A 23,456-nucleotide genomic window follows, 5' to 3' on the forward strand; every position below is an offset into this window, starting at 1 on the left:
CGACTTCTTTACCCAGAGAGAGAGCACGACGACAGCCATGGCTGAGGCTCAGAACATCCCGGTGGGCTCCACCACCGCCGGATCGATCGCGGTGGCCGCCGAGTCGACCGTCGCCACCCGCATGAGCGCTCCCCCGTCCTTCGACGTCGCGGACTTCCCGGTCCCGCACGGTCGCGAGGAGGAGTGGCGGTTCACGCCGCTGGAGCGTCTGCGCGGGCTGCACGACGGCACGGCGGTCGCCACCGGCGGCGTCCGCGTCGAGGTGAGCGCCCCGGCGGGCGTGACCCAGGAGACCGTCGGCCGTGACGACCCGCGCGTGGGCAAGGCGGGCAAGCCCGTCGACCGTGTCGCCGCGCAGGCGTACTCGTCCTTCGAGAAGGCCTCGGTCGTCACCGTCCCCAAGGAGACGGTCCTGACCGACCCGATCCGCATCGCCGTGCACGGCGAGGGCGGCACCGCCTTCGCGCACCAGGTCATCGAGGTGGGCGCGTTCGCCGAGGCCCTCGTCGTCATCGACCACACCGGTGACGCCGTGCTCGCCGCCAACGTCGACTACCTCCTGGGCGACGGCGCCAAGCTCACCGTCGTCTCCGTCCAGGACTGGGACGACACGGCCGTCCACGTCGCGCAGCACAACGCCCTCGTCGGCCGGGACGCCACCCTCAAGTCGGTCGTCGTGACCTTCGGCGGCGACCTCGTCCGTCTCCACCCGCGCGTCACGTACGCGGGCACGGGCGGCGAGGCCGAGTTCTTCGGTCTGTACGTCACCGACGCGGGCCAGCACCAGGAGCACCGCCTCCTGGTCGACCACAACCAGCCGCACTGCAAGTCGAACGTCGTCTACAAGGGCGCGCTCCAGGGCGACGACGCCCACGCGGTGTGGATCGGCGACGTCCTCATCGAGGCCGCCGCCGAGGGCACCGACACGTACGAGATGAACCGCAACCTGGTTCTGACCGACGGTGCCCGTGTCGACTCCGTGCCGAACCTCGAGATCGAGACCGGCGAGATCGTCGGAGCGGGCCACGCCTCGGCGACCGGCCGCTTCGACGACGAGCAGCTCTTCTACCTCCAGTCGCGCGGCATCCCGCAGGACGAGGCGCGCCGCCTCGTCGTCCGCGGGTTCTTCGCCGAGCTGATCCAGCAGATCGGCCTGCCCGACATCGAAGAGCGCCTCCTCGCCAAGATCGAAGAGGAGCTGGAGGCGTCGGCCGCATGACATTCGTACGCGCCTGTGGCCTGAGCGAGCTGGCGGAGGACACCCCCAAGCGGGTGGAACTCGACGGCACGCCGGTCTCGGTCGTCCACACCGAGGGCGAGGTGTTCGCGATCAACGACATCTGCTCGCACGCGAACGTCTCCCTCTCCGAGGGAGAGGTGGAGGACTGTCAGATCGAATGCTGGCTGCACGGCTCCGCCTTCGACCTCCGCACCGGCAAGCCGTCCGGCCTCCCCGCGACGCGCCCCGTCCCCGTATACCCCGTAAAGATCGAAGGGGACGATGTGCTCGTCTCCCTCACCCAGGAGTCCTGAGGCACATGGCAACGCTTGAAATCCGCGACCTGCACGTCACCGTCGAGGTCGAGAACGGCACCAAGGAAATCCTCAAGGGTGTCGACCTGACCGTGAAGCAGGGCGAGACGCACGCCATCATGGGCCCGAACGGCTCCGGCAAGTCGACGCTCGCCTACTCCATCGCGGGTCACCCCAAGTACACGATCACCAAGGGCACCGTCACGCTCGACGGCGAGGACGTCCTTGAGATGTCCGTCGACGAGCGCGCCCGCGCCGGCATGTTCCTGGCCATGCAGTACCCGGTCGAGGTCCCCGGCGTCTCGGTCTCCAACTTCCTGCGTACGTCGGCGACGGCGATCCGCGGCGAGGCCCCCAAGCTGCGCACCTGGGTGAAGGAGGTCAAGGGCGCGATGGAGACGCTCCAGATGGACCCGGCCTTCGCCGAGCGCAACGTGAACGAGGGCTTCTCCGGCGGTGAGAAGAAGCGCCACGAGATCCTGCAGATGGAGCTCCTCAAGCCGAAGATCGCGATCCTCGACGAGACGGACTCCGGCCTGGACGTCGACGCCCTGCGCCAGGTCTCGGACGGCGTCAACCGCGTCCGTGAGTCCGGCGAGGTCGGCACCCTGCTGATCACGCACTACACGCGCATCCTGCGCTACATCAAGCCTGACTTCGTGCACGTCTTCGCGAACGGCCGCATCGCCGAGTCCGGCGGCGCCGAGCTCGCCGACAAGCTGGAGGCCGAGGGCTACGAGGCTTACACGAAGGGCGGCGCATCAGCGTGACAGTGGCCCACCAGGGGCTCTCCGGCCTCCTCGACACCGAGGCGATCCGCAAGGACTTCCCGATCCTGGATCGCAGGATCCACGACGGCAAGAAGCTCGTCTACCTGGACAACGCGGCGACCTCGCAGACGCCGCGCCAGGTGCTCGACGTACTCAACGAGTACTACGAGAAGCACAACGCCAACGTCCACCGCGGCGTGCACGTCCTCGCCGAGGAGGCCACGGCGCTGTACGAGGGCGCCCGTGACAAGGTCGCCGCGTTCATCAACGCGCCGAGCCGCGACGAGGTGATCTTCACCAAGAACGCCTCGGAGTCGCTCAACCTCGTGGCCAACATGCTCGGTTGGGCCGACGAGCCCTACCGCGTGGACCACGAGACCGAGATCGTCATCACGGAGATGGAGCACCACTCCAACATCGTGCCGTGGCAGCTGCTCTCGCAGCGCACGGGCGCGAAGCTGAAGTGGTTCGGCCTCACGGACGACGGCCGGCTCGACCTGTCCAACATCGACGAGATCATCACGGAGAAGACGAAGATCGTCTCCTTCGTCCTGGTCTCGAACATCCTGGGCACGCACAACCCCGTCGAGGCGATCATCCGCCGTGCGCAGGAGGTCGGCGCGCTGGTCTGCATCGACGCCTCGCAGGCCGCCCCGCACATGGTGCTCGACGTGCAGGCGCTGCAGGCCGACTTCGTGGCCTTCACCGGCCACAAGATGCTGGCCACGACGGGCATCGGCGTCCTGTGGGGACGGCAGGAGCTGCTTGAGGACCTGCCGCCGTTCCTCGGCGGTGGCGAGATGATCGAGACGGTTTCGATGAACTCGTCGACGTACGCTCCCGCGCCGCACAAGTTCGAGGCGGGCACGCCCCCGGTCTCCCAGGCCGTCGGCCTCGGCGCGGCAGTGGACTACCTCTCCGCGATCGGCATGGACAAGATCGCCGCTCATGAGCACGCGATCACCGAGTACGCGGTCAAGCGCCTCCTTGAGGTCCCAGACCTCCGGATCATCGGCCCGGCATCGGCCGAGGACCGCGGCGCCGCGATCTCCTTCACGCTCGGCGACATCCACCCGCACGACGTGGGCCAGGTCCTGGACGAGGAAGGCATCGCGGTCCGCGTGGGTCACCACTGCGCCCGCCCCGTCTGCCTCCGTTACGGAATTCCTGCGACCACGCGAGCGTCGTTCTATCTGTACTCCACGCCCGGCGAGATCGACGCGCTGATAGACGGCCTGGAGCACGTACGGAACTTCTTCGGCTGAGGGGCTGGCTGGGATCGTGAAGCTTGATTCGATGTACCAGGAAGTCATCCTGGACCACTACAAACACCCTCACGGGCGCGGTCTGCGCGACGGTGACGCCGAGGTGCATCACGTCAACCCGACGTGCGGCGACGAGATCACGCTGCGCGTGAAGTACGACGGGTCGACGATCGCCGACGTGTCGTACGAGGGCCAGGGCTGCTCCATCAGCCAGGCCAGCGCGTCCGTCCTGAACGATCTCCTGGTCGGCAAGGAGCTCGCCGAGGCGCAGAAGGTCCAGGAGGTGTTCCTGGAGCTGATGCAGTCCAAGGGCAAGCTGGAGCCGGACGACGCGATGGAGGAGGTCCTGGAGGACGCCGTCGCGTTCGCCGGGGTCTCGAAGTACCCGGCGCGTGTGAAGTGTGCTCTGCTGAGCTGGATGGCGTGGAAGGACGCGACGGCGCAGGCACTCGGTACCGACGACGTCGCTGAGAGGAAGACCGCATGAGCGAGAACGAGACCCTGACCAAACCGGCCTCGGAAGAAGAGGTCCGTGAGGCGCTGTACGACGTGGTCGACCCCGAGCTGGGCATCGACGTCGTCAACCTCGGCCTGATCTACGGCATCCACGTCGACGACGCGAACATCGCGACGATCGACATGACGCTCACCTCGGCGGCCTGCCCGCTGACGGACGTCATCGAGGACCAGGCGAAGTCCGCCACCGACGGCATCGTCAACGAGCTCCGGATCAACTGGGTCTGGATGCCGCCGTGGGGCCCGGACAAGATCACGGACGACGGCCGCGAGCAGCTTCGCGCGCTCGGGTTCAACGTCTGAGGCGTATGACAACAGTTCGGCCCCCCCGCGCTCACCGCGCGGGGGGCCGAACTGTTTTACGGGGCAGGCTCCTGGACCGACGAGGCCTCCGTCAGCGTCCGCGCCAGGTCCTCCTTGCGGATGCGCTGGTCGATGTAGAGCACGGCGGTCACCAAGGGCAGGAACACGCTGGCGGCCAGTTGCGTGACGAACGAGCCGACCAGGCCGAACAGGGCGTACAGGCCGAACTGGGAGCGCAGCTGGTCGAGCATGACCGTGGACGCGGAGGTGCCCGGGTCCACCCGGGGCGGGGCCGGCGTGGCGAACTGCAGGGGCAGACGGACCGCGAGGGACACGACGACCACGATGATCCCGGCGAGCAGTGAGATGCCGAACGTGCGCCACCAGGCGCCGCGGACCAGGCGTGCGGAGCGGCGCAGCGCTGCGAGCGGGCCCGCTGTCTCCAGGGCCGCGACCGCGGGGGCGAAGGCGAACAGGACGTACAGCCAGGCAGCCAGCGGGGTCACGACCAGGAGCAGCAGGAAGACCAGGCCGAAGGGGGCGGCCGACTGGGTCATGACCGTGACGAAGAAGGAGACGAAGAGCAGCACGCACGCGGCCATCGGCAGTAGCAGGATGAAGGCGAGCAGCAGGGTCACGCCCATCACGGACGGCGTCCGGGACCACGCCCTGCGCCAGACCGCCGCGAACGTCGCCGGGCGGCCGAGCACCGCCTCGTGCAGCGTGGCCGCGCACGAGGCCTGGATGAACGAGTTGACCGCGAGGGTGGCCAGCAGGCCCACCAGCCACACCGCGCCGAACGCGATGAGCAGCGGCCTTCCGTGGCCCCAGGAGAACGTCGCGTCCGTCTCGGACAGCGCCTGGAAGTGCTCACGCACACTGACGTAGGCGAGGACGGCCGCCGCGATCACGACCGCGGCGAGCAGACCGTACGCCGCGGCCGCGGTGCCGAACAGCGGCTTCGCGTACCGCCGCATCGTGGCGAACGTGCCGCCGAGGACGTGGTCGACGCCCAGTGGGGCGAGGGGTATGACGCCGGGCTTGGGCGGCGGGGGCGGCGGCGCCCAGCCGCCGTTCCAGCCCCAGCCGGGCGGTGGCCCGTCATAGGGTCCCCGCGGTCCCTGCGGCCCGCCATAAGGCGCTTGTGGTCCCCACCCCGACGTGTCTGACATCGCTCTTGTGCTCCGTAGTTCCGTGCGGTGTCCCGCGTGCGCCCTCTGTGGCCCCCCACAGCGATCGCGTCACCCTATCCGGTTTGATCAGCGTCGTTATGTACGACCGTACGCAACGTTGTGTACACTCGTACGCATGGGATATGGACTGCTGGCCGGGGCGATCCTGGCGGAGGTGGCCGGGACGACGGCCATGAAGTACAGCGAAGGGTTCAGCAGGCTCTGGCCCTCGCTGATCACGGTCGCCGGGTATCTGATCGCCTTCACACTGCTCGCGCAGACGCTGAAGACGCTGTCGATGGGGACCGCCTACGCGATCTGGGCGGGCATCGGAACCGCTGCCGTCGCCGCCATCGGGATGCTGTTCATGGGGGAGTCCGCCAGCCTCGTTAAGATCTCCGGGGTCGTCCTCGTGATCGCGGGCGTCATCGTGCTCAATCTGGGAGGTGCCCACTGATGGTTCGCCGGTACGACCCCGAGCGGCGTCAGCGGATCATCGACGCGGCGATCCGGGTGGTCGGGGAGAAGGGGATCAAGGGGCTCAGCCACCGGTCCGTCGCCGCCGAGGCCGATGTGCCGCTCGGGTCGACCACCTACCACTTCAAGACACTCGACGAGCTGATGGTGGCGGCGCTCCGGCAGGCTAACGAGGGGTTCGCCAAGGTCGTCGCGGGGAGGGGCGCGCTGGAGGATCCGCGCGCCGATCTCGCCGGTGAGCTAGCCGCGCTGCTCGGGGACTGGCTCGGCGGGGACCGCACGGCCGTCGAGCTGGAGTACGAGCTCTATCTGGCCGCTCTGCGCAGGCCCGCCCTGAAGCCCGTCGCCGCAGAGTGCGGCGTGGGGCTCGGCGAGGTCCTTGAGCAGCGCACCGATCCCGTCACCGCGCGGGCGCTCGTCGCGCTCATGGACGGGATCTGCCTGGAAGTGCTGCTCACGGACGCGCGGTACGACGAGGCGTACGCCCGCGAGGCGTTCAGCAGGCTTGTTCCGTCGAGTCGATGACAAGGCCGATGTCTCTGCGGCTCTCGACGGGCTGTCGACGGGCCCCCGACAGACCCCCGACGGACCGCCGCGCCGGGGCCCGGTCCCTGAGACCGGTTCGCCCGCGCGCCGCGCCGCCGGTTAGGTTTTCCCCATGACCGACACGAACGCTTCCCGCACCACCGGCGCCGTCGCCGCAGGCCTCGCCACCGTCACCGCCGACGGCACCGTTCTCGACACCTGGTTCCCCGCGCCCGAGCTCGTCGCCGAAGCGGGCCCCGCGGGCACCGAGCGGCTCACCGCCGAGCGCGCCGTGCAGCTGCTCGGCGACGGCGCGGCCAAGGCCATCGGCCCGGACGCCCGCCGTGGCGTGGAGATCGTCGCCGTACGTACGGTCATCGCGTCCCTCGACGAGAAGCCGATCGACGCCCACGACGTCTACCTGCGGCTGCACCTGCTCTCGCACCGCCTGGTCAAGCCGCACGGCGTGAACCTCGACGGCCAGTTCGCCTTCCTCGCCAACATCGCCTGGACCTCGCTCGGCCCGGTCGCCGTCGACGACGTCGAGAAGGTCCGGCTCAACGCCCGCGCCGAGGGCCTGCACCTCTCCGTGACCTCCATCGACAAGTTCCCGCGCATGACGGACTACGTCGCGCCGAAGGGCGTCCGCATCGCTGACGCCGACCGCGTACGGCTCGGCGCGCACCTCGCCGCGGGCACGACCGTGATGCACGAGGGCTTCGTGAACTTCAACGCGGGCACGCTCGGCACCTCCATGGTCGAGGGCCGCATCTCCGCGGGTGTCGTCGTCGGTGACGGCTCCGACATCGGCGGCGGCGCCTCCACGATGGGCACCCTCTCCGGCGGCGGCAACGTCCGCATCGTCATCGGCGAGCGCTGCCTCATCGGCGCCGAGGCGGGCGTGGGCATCGCGCTCGGCGACGAGTGCGTCGTCGAGGCCGGTCTCTACGTCACCGCGGGGACCCGGGTGACCATGCCCGACGGACAGATCGTCAAGGCCCGCGAGCTCTCCGGCGCCTCGAACATCCTCTTCCGCCGCAACTCGGTCACCGGCGCCGTCGAGGCCCGCCCGAACAACGCGGTGTGGGGCGGCCTGAACGACGTGCTGCACAGCCACAACTGAGCACCGCCACCACACCGAAGAGCGCCCTCCGGCCCCCCCGGAGTGCGCTCTTCGCGTCGTGCCGTGCGTATGCTGCCCTGCCACACGTGCGTGTGCCGCGTGGGACGACGGGAGAGCGACATGCAGCGAGCGGGTATCCGGGCCCTGGCCCTGAGTGGAGTGGCGGCACTCGGTCTTGTCGCCGCGTGCGGTGAGAGCGCCGGGCGGAGCCAGGACATCGGCGGCGGGGCGGCGCAGCAGGTGAGCCGGACCTCCACAGGCGACCACCGCTATCCGCTGGAGAAGAGCGACATCCACTGGAGCGGCAGCCCGAGCCCGTTCAACGCGCAGGTCAAGCTCGCCGACGGGCGTCGCGTGGCCATGCACTACATGAAGGGCAAGGGGCTCCTCGTGCAGGACTACAGCCCCAAGGCCGAGGGGTGGTCGAAGTCGGCCCTCGTCCACAAGACCAAGACCGACGCCTGCCAGGGGATCACGCTCAAGGCCAAGGACGGCACCGTCGCCGCCTTCGGGGACTTCGGCGTGTACTGCGCGGACGGTGAGCCGCCGACCGAGTCGGTCGCCGCGGTCGCCACCGGCCCGCTGACGAAGTGGGCCACGCACCTCACGAAGAACTTCGACGGCTGGGAGAAGATCGCCGTCGCCACCGGGGGAAAGACGGTCACGTTCAGCCGGGGCGCCGACAAGCTCCTGTGGACCAAGGCCGCGGGCTTCCCCGCCACGAGCTGAATCCCGGAGACGGGCATAGCGGGGGCACCACGGACCGTCTACCTGCGTGGGGGGGGCACCAGACCCGCCAGGGAGCGAAGGTGACGATGGATGCCCAGGGGCTCAGGAGAGCTTCCGGGACTTCGTGGGCAGCCGGACGTCGGCGCTGCTGAAGACCGCCGTCCTGCTCAGCGGCGGGACCGGCGCGCGGCCGAGGACCGGCCGCAGAACGCGCTGGTCAAGACCGTGGGCCGCTGGTCACCCGTGTTCGCCGGGGGCTGACACCGGCTGCGCCTGCCGCAGCGCCTCGTACGCGGCAAGCAGCCCGTCGGTCGCCGCGCGGCCGGCGGGGCGCAGCGGTGCGCGGACGGGGCCGCCGGGCAGGCCGAGCGCGCCGAGCAGCGCCTTGGTGGTGACTGTGCCCGGGAGGCCCGAGCTCATCATCAACTCGATGAGAGCGATGGCCTGCCGCTGAAGTCGCCGCGCCTGGGCCGTGTCGCCCGCGTCGAACGCGTCGATGATCGAGCGGAGGTGACGCGGCACGACGTTGGACACGGTGCTGATGTATCCGACGCCACCCACCGCGTACAGCGCCAGGATGAGTTCGTCGCAGCCCGTGTAGTACGCCAAATCCGTCTGGGACAGCACCTTCTGAGTGCCCATCAGGTCGTACGCGCAGTCCTTCACGGCGACGATCCGCGGATGCTCCGCGAGCCGCGTCATCGTCGTGGGCTCGATGCGGGTCCCAGTGCGCCCCGGGATGTCGTACAGCGCGATCGGGAGCCCCGACGCCTCGGCGACCTCGATGAAGTGCGCCTCGACGGCGTCCTGCGGCGGCTTGCTGTAGTAGGGCGTGACCACCAACAGGGCGTCCGCGCCCGCCTTTTCGGCCTGTAGCGCCATCTCGACGGTGTGCCGCGTCGCGAAGCTGCCGACGCCCGCGACGATCGTGGCCCGGTCGCCCACCGCCTCGGCGACCGCCCGTACGAGCGCGGCCTTCTCGTCGTCGGACGTGGTGGGCGACTCGCCGGTGGTGCCGGAGAGCACGATCCCGTCGCAGCCTTCGGTCACCAGGTGCTCGGCGAGCAACTGGGCGCCGTCGAGGTCGAGCAGGCCGTCGTCCGTGAAGGGCGTGACCATCGCGCAGAGAGCGCGGCCGAGAGGGGCAGGCGCCGGGGAGGGGGAGGAGGGAGAGGCGGCGGCAGGCGTGATGGGGGAGGTCATAGAGGCAGTGTCGGTTCGCCGACGCTGAAGCTCCACTTAAATCTGCTACGAGATATGCGACAGGAACGCTACGAGGTGACGGTGGGCGGGTCGGAGCGGGTCGGGGCGGGCCGCTGGAGCAGGCCGGATTTCAGTGCCAACCCGCCCCCGTATGCGCCACCATGGGTGGACGGTATTCGACGGGTGGCCGCGTCGCGGCGGCCGGTTCACAGGAGGCGTCATGAGGCTGGGCAAAGCACTCGCCACCGGGATCGCCGAGGAAGCTCCGCAGGACCGGCCGGGGCGACAAGATCTTGAGCAGCGGCGGCAACACGCGGAGCCGGAGCCCGAACGGGCGGCGCCCGCCGAGCAGTCGTCGGCCGAGCAGCCGACGGCCGAGGTCCCGGCAGTCCGATGAGGCTGCGGCTCCCCGCGGAACGCCCGAAGGAGCCGCCGACCGGATACAAGATCGCCCGCTTGGTCCTGTCCCAGGACGGGGTTCGGGCCGGGTTCACCGGCGTCTCCCTGGGTGCCGCCCTGCCCTACGGCGCGCTCGACGCGGCCGGCTGCGTCTACGGGCGACGGCACGCGGCCCCGCACCGCCGCTGCGACTGCGGCTTCCACTGCGTCCACGAGCGCCGCGCGGCTCAGGCTCTCCTGTGCACCGGCGAGCACCGCGGGGCCGCGCTCCTCGAAGTGACGGTGCTCGGCGCGTACATCCGCTTCGAACGTGGCTTCCGGTACGCGCGGCAGCGGGTGCGAACGGTGACGGTGCGGCCGTGCGGATGCGGCGCGCGGGCCTCCGTCCTCGCGGACGCCGGGTGGGGCGGGCCGGGGTGGCGCGTGGTCGAGGGGGTGTGCGGTTTCTGCGTAGGCAGGCGTATGCCGCTGCGGCTCACGGAGTTCGCCCGCCTCGCGGGTGAGGGGCTCACGGTCACCGCGGCACACCCCGATTCCGTGCCGGGGTCTCCTGCCGAGGCCATGGGGGTGCCGGAGCTGGTCGCCGAGGCGGCGCTGCTGCAGGCGCGACTCGATCTGTTCCAGGGCGAGTTGGCCCGACTTGCGGGGGAGCAGAGCAGCTGACGGAGGCTGTTCCTCCGGGGATGCTTGGAGGGCTGGCTCGAAACCGTGGAGGGCTGGCCCGAATCCGTCGTGCCGCGCACCCTGCGCACCGCACAGCACGGCGCAGCACAGCACCCCCTAAGGAGTCGCCATGGCCACCGGCAAGGAGTTTGAGATCGAGCGGGAGTTCGAGGTCGATGCCTCTCCTGCCGAGGTCTGGGAGGCGCTCACCACCGGCACGGGCGGCTGGCTGTGGCCCATGGAGTTCGAACCCCGCGAAGGCGGCGCCGCCCCCTTCGGCGGCACCGTCACCCGCTGGGAACCACCCCACCGCCTCACCGGCCGCGTCGAGAACCCCGAAGGCCTCCCGCCGGGCCACATCCGCAATCAGCTCGACCTCGCCGTCGAACCCCGCGACGGAGGCCGCCGCTCCTGGATCCGCTACGTACACAGCGGCGTCCTCACCGGCGACTGGGACAACCAGTACGACGGAGTCAGCAAGCACACCGACTTCTATCTGCACACCCTGTGCCAGTACCTGACGTACTTCCGGGGTCTCGCCGTCACCTTCACCACCCTCGAAGGGCCCGCCCCCTCCACCGCCCCGGACGCCTTCGCCAGACTGGGCCGCCGCCTGGGCCTCCCCGACGACGCGTCCGAGGGCGCCCGCGTACGCGTGGACGCCCCCGGCGAACCTCTCGACGCGATGATCGACTTCCGCAGCCGGCGCTTCATAGGCCTGCGCACGGACACCGCGCTCTACCGCTTCCTCGGCCGCAACCACTTCGGTGCCCCCGTGTGCGTCAGCATCCACGACTTCGCCCCGCAGGCGGACGCCAAGGGCACCGAACTCGCCTGGCGGGACTGGCTGCTCAGGCTCTACACGTGAAGTCCCACGCGTAACGAGGGAACGCTACGGCCGGAACCGCAGTACCTGCGGATCATGGTCGCTGTTCTGCTCCGCGAACTCGGCGTTGATGTGCACGCTGTCGTACGAGAAGCCGCCCTTACCCGCGCGACCCACCCCGGGGCTGGTCAGAATCTGGTCGAGGACCTGGGTGTTCCCCTGGTAGACGTACGAGTAACGCTCCGACCGGGGCAGGGACTTGACGGCGGACTTCAGCGCGCCTTTGGCCTCGAGAGCGGCAGTCGTCGCCGAGAACTCGAAGTCGTTCACGTCCCCCACGACCACCACGTCCGCGTTCTTCTGCACCTTGCGGACGTCCCGCACGAAGGAGTTCACCGCCTGCGCCTGCCGCACCCGCTTCTCCTCCGACGACCGCACCGGGGGCTGATGCCGCGACACGAGACTCTCGTCGCCGCCCTTCGACCCGAAGTGGTTGGCGACCACGATCACGCTCCGCCCGCGGAAGCCGAACTCACCGGCCAGCGGCTTGCGGCTGTCCGCCCACGCGGTGTTCGTGGGGTCGACGCGACCGGGGGAGAGGGTCAGTGCCGCGCGCCCGCCGGAGGAACGTACGGCACTCGTGCCCGTCGTCGCGTCCCCGTGGCCGCGGTCCGTGAAGGAGACCCGCTCGGGGTTGAAGAGGAACACCTGGCGGATGTTCCCGCCCGGTTCCCCGCCGTCCTTGTTGTTCTGCGGGTCGATGGACCGCCACGCGTACCGCGGACCGCCCGCGGCGACGATCGCGTCCGTGAACTTCTTCAGGGTCGCCTCCGCCGAGACGGTCCCGTCGTTCTTCGCGCCGTTGTCGTCCTGGATCTCCTCCAGGGCGAGGATGTCGGGCGAGGCGAGATTCGAGACGACGGCCCCCGCGAGTGCGTCGAACTTCGTCTGCGGATCAGTGGGGTCGAGGTTCTCCACGTTGTACGTCGCCACAGCGAGCTCACTCTTGGCCTGCCGCCGCGTCTTCTCGGGCTCCAGGCCCTCGTCCGTGACCGTGCCGAGCGTCCGCGCGACCAGCGTATAGCCGCCGAACTGGTTGAAGTCCAGCGGTCCTTCGGCGCCGCCGGACAGCGCGTCACCGACGTTCGCCTTCGGGAAGGGCTGCTCGGAGAGCGGAGTGAGCTGCTGGATCTGGAGGCGCCCGGTGTTCTGGTCGGCGTAGGACTTGTACACCGTGCCGCCGCGCCGGTTCGGGTTCTCGTGCGGCTTCACGGTGATCCACAGCTCCGAGTAGGGATCCGTGGCACCGACCACGCGCGAGGTGCCGACGCGTACGTTCATGCCCTCAAGGGACTCGTAGAGGTCCAGGGCGTACGAGCGGGGCTTGAGGGGGAGCGCGTCGATGCTGCCGCCGTTGGCGGGGTCGCCGGCGGGGGCGTACGCGGAGGGCACCGACTCGGCGTCCACCGTGACGGGCGCGGGCAGCGCGTTGCCGGACGACTCGACCGTCACCGTCGGCTTCGTGAGCTGGGTCAGGGACTGGTTGCCGGACGCCTCGCCGCCCGGAACGTACTCGCTGACCGTCCCCGAGACGAGGACCGCGTCACCGGCCCGCACGGCCGGGGCGGCGGAGCCGGTGTAGACGAAGACGCCCTCGCTGGTCGCGGGGTCGCCGTCGCCCTTCGGGTCCTGGATCCAGAAGCCCTTCGAGCCGTACGAGCGGACGCCGGTCACGATGCCCGTCACGTCCGTGACCTGCCGGCCCGCGAGGGGCGAGAGGCGGGTGGTGCCCTGGATGTCGTGGACGCGCACGTCGGCGGCGGACGCGGACGAGGAGCCCGCGGCGAGGAGACCGGCCGCGAGGGCGGTGGCCACGACGGTGGAGACGGCGGCGGATCTCACGGTGGGCCGGGTGGCACGGGATATGTACGGCATGGAGGGACTCCGGATGAGGGTGAGTGCGTATATGAGGGGTGAGCACGTGGGGAGCGGGCGGGGCGGACCGGCGGATGACCGGCGCTCTACGCGCGTCAATCTCTTGCGTGGCCAGGGGAGTTGTCAAGGTTCGGCGGGTGTTCTCACCGTGTATGTCTTCTGACAGGGACATGAACCGGGCGGCATGGGGCCAAATCCGTCTAGGCTTCAGCCCAGCGCCCCCTTCCCCAGGCTCGTGACTTTGCTCGGGCAGGGGAGACCCCATCCTTCGGAGGAGAACCAGCCGATGTCCGTAAGTCCCGCCACCCTGCCGCCGGTGCTGCTGCACTCCGAAGCGGAACTCGCGCGGGCCGCGCTCGCCACGCCGCTGCTCTCCCGCGCCGCGCGGCTCGCCCGCTGGGCCGGACCCGACACGCGGGTCGGGGCGGGCGGCGAGCTCGTCGAGGAGCAGCTGCCGGCCGCCGTCGCGGAGCTGGGCCTGGAAGCGGACGACCCGGACTCCGTCGCGTATGCGAGCGAGGCCTGGCGCGTGGCCGTCGACACGGGCCTGGTCGACGTCACGGACGCCGACGAGGCGGAGGGCGAGGACGCGCCGGGCACGGTGACCGCGGGTGAGGACCTCGCCGCGCTCACGTCCGGCAGCCCGCAGGACATCCTCGGAGTCTGGCTCGGCGCCCTGGACACCGTGTACGGGGACGCGACCGTGCCCGACATGGACAACCTCCTCGACGTCCTGGAGGAGAACGGCGAGATCGACTTCGAGGAGCTCGGCTGGGACCCGCAGGCGGAGGCGGACTTCCTTGACGGCGTGCTCGGCAATCTGTACCTGCTCACCGCCGGGGACGCCGGGGCGAGCGAGGGCCCGGTGCCGCTGCCGGCGCTCGCCGCGTCGATGATCGTGCCCGACGACATGGGGGAGCCGACGGACGACATCCTGGAGCAGGTGTCGGACGCGATGATGAAGCTCGACGACCAGTTCCGGCTCTTCGAGCCGCTGGGCCTCGTCGAGTACCAGCCGGTCGACGAGGCCCTCATGGCGGACATCGACGAGGCCGAAGCACCGCTGCCGGACGACGACGAGGACGTCACGCGGTACGGGATGGTCCGCCTCACGCCCCTCGGTGTGTACGGCATCCGGGCGCGGATGCTGGAGGCGGGCGTGGACGCTCCGGCGGTCGGTGATCTCGCGGGCAAGGGTGCCGACGGGCTGCTCGAAGGCACGGCGGGCTTCCCGCAGGCCGCCGCGCAGGCCGAGATCGAGCAGTGGCTCGCCGGGCACGAACCGCTGGAGGCGGCGCGGGAGCTCCTGTCCGCCGCGCGGGGCGGGGACGAGGGGGCGCCCCTGCGGCGGCTCCGGTGCCAGCAGGCGCTCTCGCTGGTGGGCCGGACCGCGGAGCCCGCCCTGAGGGAGGTGCTCGACGACGCCGAGCTCGGTGGGCTCGCCCGGGTGTGGCTGGCCGAGCACGGGGCGGCCGACGTGCCCGCGCCCTCCGAGGCCCTTGTCTTCTGGCTGACCATCGACACGATCGCGGCCCAGCTCGCCGCCGAGGGCAACTCGGACGAGCTGCAGGGTCTCGTGGAGGGGCTCTCCGAGCAGCACAGCGGGTTCTTCGCCGCGGCCTGGCGTGTCGAGCACCCCGCCACCGCGGACGTCCTTGAGGCGATGGGGCGGCTGCACCCCGACAAGAAGGTGGCCAAGGAAGCCCGGAAGGCGGCCTTCAAGGCGCGCTCGCAGCAAGGCGTTTGACGCCCATGTGCTGCCGGGAACCGGCCGGGACGGACCTTCCGCCCCGGCCGGTTCTCCGCTTCTGCGCCTCTGCGGTTCAGCTCAGCACTTGTACAGCGTCGTGTGCTTGAACGACGACGTCGCGCCGTCGAACCCGTACGTTCCCCGGTACGCCGGAGGGTTCTGGAACTCGCCGACGATCGTGATCGTGCTGGCGCAGGAACCCTGGCCCGTGCGCTTGGCGTCCAGGCGGATGGTGTCGCCGATGAAGCCGCCCGTGATGTCCCACGGAGCGCCGCAGATGCCGGAGGTGATCTGCCCGCCCACCACCACGTGCGGGTAGGTGTTCGGGTTGAACTTCACCTCCATCGCGAACGTGATGGCGCCGTTGTACAGCTCCAGCTCGGAGGTGGTGGCGACCGCCTCCGCGGACACGTCCTGGGGCGCGGCGAACGCCTCGTCGCGCGTCTTGACCTCGGCGCCCTGCGGATTGTGGAAGCGGTGCTCCCCGCGGGCCTGGCCCTTCTGCTTGCGTGCCTGAGTGGTCATGGATGCCCTCCTCTCGTGGTGCGACCGGTCAGGCCAGCTGTTCGGAGACCTCGACCCGCAGCAGCGCGCGGACGTTCTCGAAGTGGTTGAGCACGGTGACGGTCGAGGAACCCGCGAACAGCAGGCCGAGCGCGACGTTGTCGAGCGAGGTCACCAGGGACCCCGAGTCGCCGCCCGCCGAGATGTTCGTCGTGAGGATCTGGTCCTTGAAGCGGGCCGTGCCCGCGGTGCCGTAGTTGACGTCGATGGTCGCGTCGACGGCGATGATCCGGCCGAAGGAGATGTTGGTCGTGCGGCCGGTCTTCTTCACCAGGTCGCCGACCGCGACATTCGCCTTGCGGCGCCAGGCGCGCGGCGCACCGCTGAAGTACGTCTCACGGGTCGCGTCCTGGAAGTCCACGGTGCCGAGCGCCGCGTCGACGACGTTGTTGTGGCGCTCCAGCGGAATCTGCGGCGCGAACTGGATCGTGATGAAGCGCTCCAGGGTCGCGATGCGGTCGGCCGGGTCCTGACCGCCGTCGAAGACACCAGGCTGCACGATCGGGCTGCCCAGCTGCGCTCGGTTGGAGTCGGCGAGCACGTGGTTGTTGGACAGGATGTAGAACTTCGCCGGTGTGCCGAGGCCGGGGCCCGGCGGGTCGACGGAGGCGCCGGGCAGGAAGTCGTAGACCACGCTGCCGAGCGTGCCGGCCGTCACGCGTACGTTGCCGACCGAGAAGCCGGCGGGGCACGGGCGCATCCGCCGCTTGAGGAGCTGCGGCTCGAACGCGCCGGGTCCGCTGAACTCTTCCAGCATGGGCTGCGAATGGCCCGCGAGCTGGTCGCTCACACCGCCGTCGGGGCCGTACGTCACCGAGCGGTCGTCGGCGCGGCTCGTCCTGCGCTGCTGCCGCTGTGCGGCGACGTGGCCGACGGCGACGACATCGGTGGGGGTGCCGTCGTCCATCTGGGACGGGATGACGTCCCGCTCCGGGAGCATGGACTCCGGGACCTTCTGGGTCACGAACACGATGACCGCGGGTTCGCCGGTGGGCTCTCCGCCGATCCACTTCACGCCGTGGCCGAAGCCGACGACGTTGGCCAGCGACGTCTGGGGGCCCATGAAGTCCCCGGTCGCCTGCTGGCGCGAGCTGTCACTGAGCTGACCGCCGGTGGGTCCTCGCATCAATTCGGGCTGGCTCACCACGCCAGACCACCTCTTCCCCTTGGTTGAAGGGTGGAGTTCCGGTCCGCTTGAGCAGGTCGTCCTACTGCGCCGTGGGCTCGCCGATGGCGAGGACGCGCACGGGGACGTCTTCGAGCACTTCCGGAACCACGTCTTCGTCCCGGAGCCGGTCGCGGGGCACTTTGCGGGTGACGAACACGACGATCACGTCCGCCCCCGAGTTCTCGTCCCTGCCGATACCGACGCCGGTGACATTGGCCAGCTTCATCAGCCGGTCCTCATGGCGGCTGCGTGCCTGCGACGCATCCACGCGGCTCGCCTCCCCCTACGGGTGATGCAGGTAGGGGATGTCTATTGCCGTGTGGAGGGCGGGTCAAGGCGTTCTGCACTAAATCTTGGCTTTACGGGTGATCCGCGCCTGTTGACCTTGTTTACGAAGTCTCTTCCCACCTGCGACTCATGTGCGCGGATGCCTGTGACTCATGTGCGCAGATGTGAAGCGCCGTTGAGGTCCAGGACCGTGCCCGAGGCCCACTCCGCGACCGGCGAGGCCAGCCACAGCACCGCCGCTGCGATCTCGTCCGCCGTGCCCGCACGCCCGAACGGGCTCTGCGCGCGGATCGCCGCGCCCTCGTCCCCGCTCAGGCGGTGCGCGACCCGCTCGGTCGCGAAGAACCCGGGCGCCACCGACGCCACGGCGATCCCGTACGGCGCGAGCGACACCGCCAGGGACTGGCCGAGCGCGTGGACGGCCGCCTTGGTCGCCCCGTACGCCGGGTGGTCGGGCTCCCCGCGGAACGCCCCGCGCGAGCCGATGTTCACGATCCGGCCACCCGCGCCCTGGTCGATCATCCGGCGGGCCGCCAGGTGGCTGAGATTCGCCGTGGCCAGGAGATTCACCGATACGTGCCGCTGCCAGAGCGCCGCCCAGTCCTCGTACGACGTGTCGGCGAGGGGGTGCGGCAGGTTCACGGCGGCGTTGTTGACCAGGACGTCCAGACCGCCGAGGCCGCCGGCCGCCGAGGCGGCCCGCTCCGCGACGTCCGCGGCCCCCGCCGGGTCCGACAGGTCCCCGCCCACCAGGACATGGCCCTCGCCCTTGAGCGAACAGAGCGTCGCGCGCGCGTCGTCCTCACGTGAGCCGTAGTGCACCGCCACGCGGTCGCCGTTCTCCGCGAAGGCCTGCGCGAGGGCTCTCCCCAGGCCCCGGGAGGCTCCGCTGATCAGTACACGGCGGCCGGTGGCTTGCAGGTTCATGGAAGGAGGCCCCTTGATGTCGGACGGCGTTCAACCGCCGTTTATACGTGAGCGGGAACGTGAGGCCGACAGCAGCCCGGCCGGAAATGCCCAGCACGTACACAGTCAGCCCGTAGCCCGCTCGTACGCGCCCCAGGAGACATCATGCCGCTCACCCGCAGGGACTTCGCCAGACGCTCCGCGATCACCGGTGCGGGGGTGGCGCTGGTCGGCAGCGTCGGCGCGCTCGCCACCGCGCCCGGCGCGCTCGCGGCCGACGAGACGACGGCGGGCGGCGATGACGGGGCCGACGCGCTCGGCGGCGACCCCGGCTACGGACCCCTCGTCCCCGACCCGGACGGCCTGCTCGCGCTGCCCGCCGGATTCTCGTACCGGGTGCTCACCCACAGCGGAAAGACGAAGCTGGAGAGCGGCGAGTTCACGCCGTCCAACCACGACGGCACGGCCGCCTTCGAGGGGCCGCGCGGCGCGACCCTGCTCGTCAACAACCACGAGCTGGGCGGCGCCCGCTCCAAGTGGCCGCACCCGGTCCCGCTCACCGATGGCCTCGTCTACGATCCGGCCGCCTCCGGCGGCTGCACCGTCGTCGAGGTCCGCCGCGACGGACACGTCGCCGAGTGGGTCGGCATCGCGGGCACCGCCACCAACTGCGCGGGCGGCAGCACCCCGTGGAGCACCTGGCTGACCTGCGAGGAGACCGAGGACCGGGCCGGTCAGAACGGCATGACCAAGGACCACGGCTACGTCTTCGAGGTCGACCCGCACGACCCGCGCGCCAACCGCGCCCCCAAGCCCGTCAAGGCGCTCGGCCGCTACGCCCACGAGGCCGTCGTCGTCGACCCCAAGCGCGGCCACCTCTACCTCACCGAGGACGCGTCCGGGCCCAACGGCCTGCTCTACCGCTGGACCCCGCCGCACGGCTTCAAGCACGGCCGCGGCAAGCTGCGCACCCTCTCCGACGACGCGGGCGTCCTGAAGGCGCCCAAGTGCTACGACTCCGGCGGCCGTTTCGTGGACGACCTCTCCCGCGCCACCAGGACCGGGACCGTCTACGGCGTGGACTGGGTCGAGGTCCCGGACCGCGACGCCCGTACGGTCCCGGTGCGGGCGCAGTTCGGCGACGGTGACATCACGCGCGCCCGCAAGCTCGAAGGCATGTGGTGGGGTGACGGCGGCGTCTACATCGTCGCCTCGTTCGCCCGCGAGGAGAGCCCCGTCCAGCACGACGGGCAGGTGTGGTTCTACCACCCCTCGCGCCGCACCCTCACCCTGAAGGTGCTTCTGGGCGTCAACCCCGACCCCGCCGAGGACGGCGCCTTCGACGGCCCCGACAACATCACCGTCTCTCCGTACGGCGGCCTCGTCATAGCCGAGGACGGCGAGGGCGTGCAGCACCTCTTCGGGGCGACCGAGCGCGGCCGTACATACCCGATCGCACGCAACGAACTCAACGCCGGCACACCCGGGAAACCCTCCTACAGCGAGTTCACCGGCGTCACGTTCTCCCCCGACGGCAAGACGCTCTACGCCAATATCCAGACCCCCGGCATCATGCTGGCGATCACCGGCCCGTGGCGGCGCCGGCGTCACTGATGTCCGGCGGCTGCTTCCTGCGAAGATCCACGCCGCCGGGGAGGGGGTGACGGCGCGCGGAGGGGCAGGGTCCGCCGTGTATGCCTCTCCGCGACCCTTCCCGCCGTATTCCGTTCGCTCAAGCCCCTTGCCCGGGGCGGAAATTGGTATCTAACATTTCAGTCCATGGGAGCCATGCAACCGGTGCGCCGCACCCTCCTGCGGGACCAGGCGTACGCATCGATCCGTGACGCGATCGTCGGCGGGGACATCCCGCCGGGCAGCGTCGTGCGGGACGCCGACCTCGCCGCGTCGCTCGGACTCTCCCGCGCGCCCGTCCGCGAGGCGTTCTCGCGACTCGTGGACGAGGGCCTCCTGGAGACCAAACCGCAGAGCCACACCCGTGTGACGCCGCTCGACGCGGCCGATGTCAGGGACGCGGCGGCCGTGGTGCGCGCCATGCACGAGCTCACCGCCCGCAGCGCGGTACCCCGCCTTGAGCCCGCGCACCTCTACGCGATGCGCGAGGCCAACCGCCGGTTCGCGGCGGCCGTCGCGTCCGGCGACGTGGAGGGCGCCCTGCGGGCCGACGACGACCTGCACGGCGTCCTCGTCGCGGCCTGCGGCAACAGCGCGGCGGCGGCCACCATCAGCCGCTACACCCCCCTCATCCGTCGCCTGGAGAGACAGCGCTTCGGCGAGGGCCTGGCCTGCGGCTCCGCCGCACTGCACGAGCGGCTCATCGACGCGTGCGCGGACGGCGACCCGGACGCGGCGGCGGCCGTCACCACCGAGATCTGGCGCGCCCTGGAAGAGCTCGCACACCCCTGAACGCGCACCCCTGAACGGCCCGGAGGCCCCCGTGTCCACACCTCTCGACTCCTACGCCCGCTACCCCCTCCTCTTCGGCCCCTCGCCCGTCCACCCCCTGGACCGCCTCACCCACCACCTGGGCGGTGCCGCGCTCTGGGCCAAGCGGGAGGACTGCAACTCCGGCATCGCGTACGGCGGAAACAAGACGCGAAAGCTGGAGTTCCTGGTCGCCGACGCGCTCGCCCAGGGCTGCGACACCCTCGTGTCGATCGGCGGCGTCCAGTCCAACCACACCCGTCAGGTCGCGGCCGTCGCCGCCCGCGCCGGTCTCAAGTGCGTCCTTGTCCAGGAGAGCTGGGTCGACTGGCCCGACTCCGTCTACGACAAGGTCGGAAACATCCTCATCAGCAGGCTCGCGGGCGCCGACGTACGCCTCGTACGCGCCGGATTCGGCATCGGCGTCAAGGACAGCTGGGAGCAGGCTGTGCGCGAGGTCGAGGAGGCGGGCGGCAGGCCGTACGCGATCCCGGCAGGGGCGTCCGAGCACCGGCTCGGCGGTCTGGGCTTCGCGCGCTGGGCGTACGAAGTGGCACAGCAGGAGGAGGAGTTGGGGGTCTTCTTCGACACCGTCGTGGTCTGCTCGGTGACCGGGTCGACGCAGGCGGGGATGGTCGCCGGATTCGCCGCGCTCGCGGAGGAGGGCGGCCGTCCGCGCCGGGTCCTGGGCATAGACGCCTCCGCCGACCCCGACCGTACCCGCGAGCAGATCGCCCGGATCACGCGCGGCACGGCGGAACTCATCGGCGTACAGGCAGAGGTGAAGGACTCCGACATCGAGCTGGACGCGCGCTATCACGCGGGCACCTACGGGCTCCCCGACGAGGCGACCCTCGACGCGATGCGGCTCGCGGCCCGCACGGAGGGCATGCTGACCGACCCGGTCTACGAGGGGAAGTCGATGGCCGGGATGATCGACCTGGTCGACAGGGGAGAGATCGCGCGCGACGCGACCGTCCTGTACGCGCACCTCGGCGGGCAGCCCGCCCTGAACGCCTACAGCGCCTTGTTCTGATTCTCCTGGCGGCCGGGAGCCGGCTGAGACGCCTGGGTACACGCGTGCGCGCGGTGCCACGGAGCAACTACGTAACGCTACGGGGAAACCGAGATTGTGTGTCGGTTTGATGCCGATGTGAGGACCGTGTGAGCTCGGAGCATGGTGCGCCGGGGTCCGGAGGGCGCATACTCAGAACATGACGAGGCCCCCCGGTACCCGACGCCACCTGCCGAACAGTCCTTTCAACGTTCCGCCGCCGCCCGCACCGCCCATCGAGCAGTTCGCCGTGGGCGACCGGGTGTCACACGACCAATACGGACTCGGACGGATCGTCGGAGTCGAAGGCGAAGAAGCAGTGGTCATCGACTTCGCAGGCCGCCAGGGAAGGTTCCTGAGCCCCTATCCCAAGCTGGCCAAGCTCTGACCTGACGCAGGCCTCAGGGCGCGTCCGCACCGCACGACAAGGAGCGGTCGGCAGGAAGAGTCACCCCTTCCCGCCGACCGCTCCCGCATGTCCCCTCGCGCGCCGCACGGGCCACGCGGGCACCCGTGCGCCGACCGCGGCGGGCTACAGCGCCTGCGCCGCGGGCTTCACCATCCCGCGCACGGTCCGTGACTTAACGAAGTCACCGATGGCGGTCATTTCCCACTCCCCGCTGAACTGCTTGATCATCTTGGCCATCATCACGCCCGTCTGCGCCTCGGCGTTGGTGAGGTCGAAGCGGACCAGCTCCTCGCCCGTCGCCGCGTCGAGCAGGCGGCAGTACGCCTTGGCGACCTGCGTGAACTTCTGGCCCGAGAACGAGTTCACCGTGAAGACGAGACCCGTCACGTCCTGCGGCAGACGCCCCAGGTCCACGACGATCACCTCGTCGTCGCCGCCGCCCTCACCCGTGAGGTTGTCGCCGGAGTGCTTGATCGCGCCGTTCACGATGGACAGCTTGCCGAAGTAGCAGCTGTCCACGTGGTTGCGCTGCGGGCCGTACGCGATGACGGAGGCGTCCAGGTCGATGTCCTTGCCGCCGTACGCGGGCTCCCAGCCGAGGCCCATCTTGACCTGCGAGAGCAGCGGCTTGCCGCCCTTGACCAGGGACACGGTCTGGTTCTTCTGGAGGCTGACCCGGCCCTTGTCCAGGTTGATCTTCCCGGCACCGGGCGCGGGGGCCGCGGGCGCCGGAGGAGCGGCGGGCGCCGCGGGGGCCGCGAGGCGGGGGTCCGCGACCGGCGGGGGCGGACCCTGGACCGGGGAGCCGGTCGGGGGCGCCATCGCGGCGGGTGCGGCGGGTGCGGCGGGTGCGGCGGGTGCGGCGGTGGCCGGAGCGGCCGGGGCCGCGGGCTCCTCGACCGAGACGCCGAAGTCCGTCGCGATGCCGGCCAGGCCGTTCGAGTACCCCTGGCCGACGGCGCGCGCCTTCCACACGCCGTTGCGCAGATAGACCTCGACGATCACCAGAGCGGTCTCGCCACCGAGCTGCGGGGGAGTGAACGTGGCGAGGACGGTCCCGTCGTCCGCGTTGCGGATGGTGGCGGTGGGCTCGACGCCCTGGAAGGTCTGGCCCGCCGCGTCCGGGCTCGCGGTGACGACGATCTTCTCGATGCCCGCGGGCACGGCCGTGGTGTCCACCGTGATCTTGTCGGGGGTCGTGCCGTCACCCGACTGGTAGGTCACACCAGGCCCTGCGGGCTGGTTGAAGAAGATGAAGTCGTCGTCGGATCGCACCTTGCCGTCGGCGGTGAGCAGCAGGCCCGATACGTCGAGCCGCACCGGTGCGGCGACGTCCACCGCTACGCGAGGGGCGGTGAGAGGGATGTTCGAGCCGGGTGTCATAGCGGTCATGTCCGGGGTAACGAACGTCCCGGCTTTGCCGTTCCCTTACCTAC

General features: G+C 70.5%; 26 protein-coding genes and 1 pseudogene. 19 read left to right on the forward strand and 8 right to left on the reverse strand.

The window, feature by feature from the left end:
- Positions 1-37: 37 nt before the first annotated feature.
- Genes sufD through ACFVXC_RS27950 form a run of 6 tightly spaced genes read left to right on the forward strand, consistent with a single transcriptional unit; the run spans position 38 to position 4,387 of the window.
- Positions 38-1,219, forward strand: a complete 1,182-nt coding sequence (sufD, locus tag ACFVXC_RS27925; RefSeq protein ID WP_389910267.1) for a Fe-S cluster assembly protein SufD — start codon at positions 38-40, stop codon at positions 1,217-1,219.
- The gene (locus ACFVXC_RS27930) at positions 1,216-1,533 is read left to right on the forward strand and encodes a bifunctional 3-phenylpropionate/cinnamic acid dioxygenase ferredoxin subunit (RefSeq protein ID WP_389910270.1); all 318 of its coding nucleotides are present in this window, start codon (positions 1,216-1,218) and stop codon (positions 1,531-1,533) included. The genes sufD and ACFVXC_RS27930 overlap by 4 nt, the downstream gene beginning before the upstream one ends.
- Before the next feature lie 5 nt (positions 1,534-1,538).
- A complete protein-coding gene (gene sufC, locus ACFVXC_RS27935; RefSeq protein ID WP_389910273.1) occupies positions 1,539-2,303 on the forward strand; it encodes a Fe-S cluster assembly ATPase SufC in 765 nt (254 codons plus the stop codon).
- Positions 2,300-3,568, forward strand: coding sequence for a cysteine desulfurase (locus ACFVXC_RS27940; RefSeq protein ID WP_389910274.1), 1,269 nt, complete (start codon positions 2,300-2,302; stop codon positions 3,566-3,568). The genes sufC and ACFVXC_RS27940 overlap by 4 nt, the downstream gene beginning before the upstream one ends.
- A gap of 16 nt (positions 3,569-3,584) precedes the next feature.
- A complete protein-coding gene (sufU, locus tag ACFVXC_RS27945) occupies positions 3,585-4,055 on the forward strand; it encodes a Fe-S cluster assembly sulfur transfer protein SufU (RefSeq protein ID WP_160504341.1) in 471 nt (156 codons plus the stop codon).
- Positions 4,052-4,387, forward strand: coding sequence for a metal-sulfur cluster assembly factor (locus ACFVXC_RS27950; protein WP_160504340.1), 336 nt, complete (start codon positions 4,052-4,054; stop codon positions 4,385-4,387). The genes sufU and ACFVXC_RS27950 overlap by 4 nt, the downstream gene beginning before the upstream one ends.
- Positions 4,388-4,443: 56 nt before the next feature.
- Here the strand turns inward: ACFVXC_RS27950 and ACFVXC_RS27955 are convergent, their stop codons facing one another.
- Positions 4,444-5,559: a hypothetical protein gene (locus ACFVXC_RS27955; RefSeq protein WP_389910278.1), complete on the reverse strand. Its 1,116-nt coding sequence runs from the start codon at positions 5,557-5,559 to the stop codon at positions 4,444-4,446.
- Between the two features lie 136 nt (positions 5,560-5,695).
- Here ACFVXC_RS27955 and ACFVXC_RS27960 point away from each other — a divergent pair, with 136 nt between their 5' ends.
- The 5 genes and pseudogenes from ACFVXC_RS27960 to ACFVXC_RS27980 form a co-directional block, all read left to right on the forward strand.
- Complete coding sequence (locus ACFVXC_RS27960; protein WP_383277776.1) at positions 5,696-6,016, forward strand: DMT family transporter; 321 nt, start codon at positions 5,696-5,698, stop codon at positions 6,014-6,016.
- The gene (locus tag ACFVXC_RS27965; RefSeq protein ID WP_389910279.1) at positions 6,016-6,561 is read left to right on the forward strand and encodes a TetR/AcrR family transcriptional regulator; all 546 of its coding nucleotides are present in this window, start codon (positions 6,016-6,018) and stop codon (positions 6,559-6,561) included. Before ACFVXC_RS27960 ends, ACFVXC_RS27965 begins: the two co-directional genes overlap by 1 nt.
- 133 nt (positions 6,562-6,694) lie before the next feature.
- Positions 6,695-7,684: a 2,3,4,5-tetrahydropyridine-2,6-dicarboxylate N-succinyltransferase gene (gene dapD / locus ACFVXC_RS27970; protein WP_389910281.1), complete on the forward strand. Its 990-nt coding sequence runs from the start codon at positions 6,695-6,697 to the stop codon at positions 7,682-7,684.
- 120 nt (positions 7,685-7,804) lie between these two features.
- Complete coding sequence (locus ACFVXC_RS27975) at positions 7,805-8,413, forward strand: hypothetical protein (protein WP_389910282.1); 609 nt, start codon at positions 7,805-7,807, stop codon at positions 8,411-8,413.
- An 86-nt stretch (positions 8,414-8,499) separates the two neighbouring features.
- Positions 8,500-8,659: pseudogene (locus ACFVXC_RS27980) on the forward strand (SigE family RNA polymerase sigma factor); the annotation flags it as partial.
- Here the strand turns inward: ACFVXC_RS27980 and dapA are convergent.
- Positions 8,651-9,616 (reverse strand): 4-hydroxy-tetrahydrodipicolinate synthase, encoded by a 966-nt coding sequence (gene dapA / locus ACFVXC_RS27985; protein WP_389910283.1) that lies wholly within the window; start codon positions 9,614-9,616, stop codon positions 8,651-8,653. The pseudogene ACFVXC_RS27980 and the gene dapA overlap by 9 nt on opposite strands.
- A gap of 220 nt (positions 9,617-9,836) precedes the next feature.
- Between dapA and ACFVXC_RS27990 the strand changes: the two genes are divergently transcribed.
- From ACFVXC_RS27990 to ACFVXC_RS28000, 3 genes are all read left to right on the forward strand, one after another.
- Positions 9,837-10,013, forward strand: coding sequence for a hypothetical protein (locus tag ACFVXC_RS27990; RefSeq protein WP_389910285.1), 177 nt, complete (start codon positions 9,837-9,839; stop codon positions 10,011-10,013).
- Positions 10,010-10,678, forward strand: coding sequence for a hypothetical protein (locus ACFVXC_RS27995; protein WP_389910287.1), 669 nt, complete (start codon positions 10,010-10,012; stop codon positions 10,676-10,678). Before ACFVXC_RS27990 ends, ACFVXC_RS27995 begins: the two co-directional genes overlap by 4 nt.
- 130 nt (positions 10,679-10,808) lie before the next feature.
- The gene (locus ACFVXC_RS28000) at positions 10,809-11,546 is read left to right on the forward strand and encodes an SRPBCC domain-containing protein (RefSeq protein ID WP_389910290.1); all 738 of its coding nucleotides are present in this window, start codon (positions 10,809-10,811) and stop codon (positions 11,544-11,546) included.
- Positions 11,547-11,570: 24 nt separating this feature from the next.
- Here ACFVXC_RS28000 and ACFVXC_RS28005 read toward each other — a convergent pair whose 3' ends face one another.
- Positions 11,571-13,439, reverse strand: a complete 1,869-nt coding sequence (locus tag ACFVXC_RS28005) for an endonuclease/exonuclease/phosphatase family protein (RefSeq protein ID WP_389910293.1) — start codon at positions 13,437-13,439, stop codon at positions 11,571-11,573.
- Between the two features lie 286 nt (positions 13,440-13,725).
- Between ACFVXC_RS28005 and ACFVXC_RS28010 the strand changes: the two genes are divergently transcribed.
- Positions 13,726-15,186, forward strand: coding sequence for a hypothetical protein (locus tag ACFVXC_RS28010; RefSeq protein WP_389910296.1), 1,461 nt, complete (start codon positions 13,726-13,728; stop codon positions 15,184-15,186).
- An 81-nt stretch (positions 15,187-15,267) separates the two neighbouring features.
- On the opposite strand, the gene ACFVXC_RS28015 is transcribed toward ACFVXC_RS28010, so the two are convergent.
- The 4 genes from ACFVXC_RS28015 to ACFVXC_RS28030 all read right to left on the reverse strand — a co-directional run bounded on the left by ACFVXC_RS28015 (position 15,268) and on the right by ACFVXC_RS28030 (position 18,136).
- Entirely contained in the window at positions 15,268-15,714 is a 447-nt protein-coding gene (locus ACFVXC_RS28015) for a hypothetical protein (RefSeq protein ID WP_389910299.1), read from the reverse strand.
- Between the two features lie 28 nt (positions 15,715-15,742).
- A complete protein-coding gene (locus ACFVXC_RS28020) occupies positions 15,743-16,897 on the reverse strand; it encodes a hypothetical protein (RefSeq protein WP_389910302.1) in 1,155 nt (384 codons plus the stop codon).
- A gap of 64 nt (positions 16,898-16,961) precedes the next feature.
- The gene (locus ACFVXC_RS28025) at positions 16,962-17,189 is read right to left on the reverse strand and encodes a hypothetical protein (protein WP_389910305.1); all 228 of its coding nucleotides are present in this window, start codon (positions 17,187-17,189) and stop codon (positions 16,962-16,964) included.
- Between the two features lie 170 nt (positions 17,190-17,359).
- A complete protein-coding gene (locus tag ACFVXC_RS28030) occupies positions 17,360-18,136 on the reverse strand; it encodes an SDR family NAD(P)-dependent oxidoreductase (RefSeq protein WP_389910308.1) in 777 nt (258 codons plus the stop codon).
- Positions 18,137-18,280: 144 nt separating this feature from the next.
- Between ACFVXC_RS28030 and ACFVXC_RS28035 the strand changes: the two genes are divergently transcribed.
- The 4 genes from ACFVXC_RS28035 to ACFVXC_RS28050 all read left to right on the forward strand — a co-directional run bounded on the left by ACFVXC_RS28035 (position 18,281) and on the right by ACFVXC_RS28050 (position 21,999).
- Positions 18,281-19,729 (forward strand): alkaline phosphatase PhoX, encoded by a 1,449-nt coding sequence (locus ACFVXC_RS28035; RefSeq protein ID WP_389910310.1) that lies wholly within the window; start codon positions 18,281-18,283, stop codon positions 19,727-19,729.
- 165 nt (positions 19,730-19,894) lie between these two features.
- The gene (locus ACFVXC_RS28040) at positions 19,895-20,539 is read left to right on the forward strand and encodes a GntR family transcriptional regulator (protein WP_389910312.1); all 645 of its coding nucleotides are present in this window, start codon (positions 19,895-19,897) and stop codon (positions 20,537-20,539) included.
- Positions 20,540-20,570: 31 nt separating this feature from the next.
- Positions 20,571-21,593: a 1-aminocyclopropane-1-carboxylate deaminase gene (locus tag ACFVXC_RS28045; protein ID WP_389910315.1), complete on the forward strand. Its 1,023-nt coding sequence runs from the start codon at positions 20,571-20,573 to the stop codon at positions 21,591-21,593.
- Positions 21,594-21,771: 178 nt separating this feature from the next.
- Positions 21,772-21,999, forward strand: a complete 228-nt coding sequence (locus tag ACFVXC_RS28050) for a CarD family transcriptional regulator (protein ID WP_135329399.1) — start codon at positions 21,772-21,774, stop codon at positions 21,997-21,999.
- A 144-nt stretch (positions 22,000-22,143) separates the two neighbouring features.
- Here the strand turns inward: ACFVXC_RS28050 and ACFVXC_RS28055 are convergent, their stop codons facing one another.
- A complete protein-coding gene (locus tag ACFVXC_RS28055; RefSeq protein WP_389910632.1) occupies positions 22,144-23,403 on the reverse strand; it encodes a TerD family protein in 1,260 nt (419 codons plus the stop codon).
- Between the last annotated feature and the right edge of the window lie 53 nt (positions 23,404-23,456).

Origin of the sequence: Streptomyces sp. NPDC058257 (genome assembly GCF_042881845.1) — a bacterium.
Taxonomy (GTDB): Bacteria; Actinomycetota; Actinomycetes; order Streptomycetales; family Streptomycetaceae; genus Streptomyces.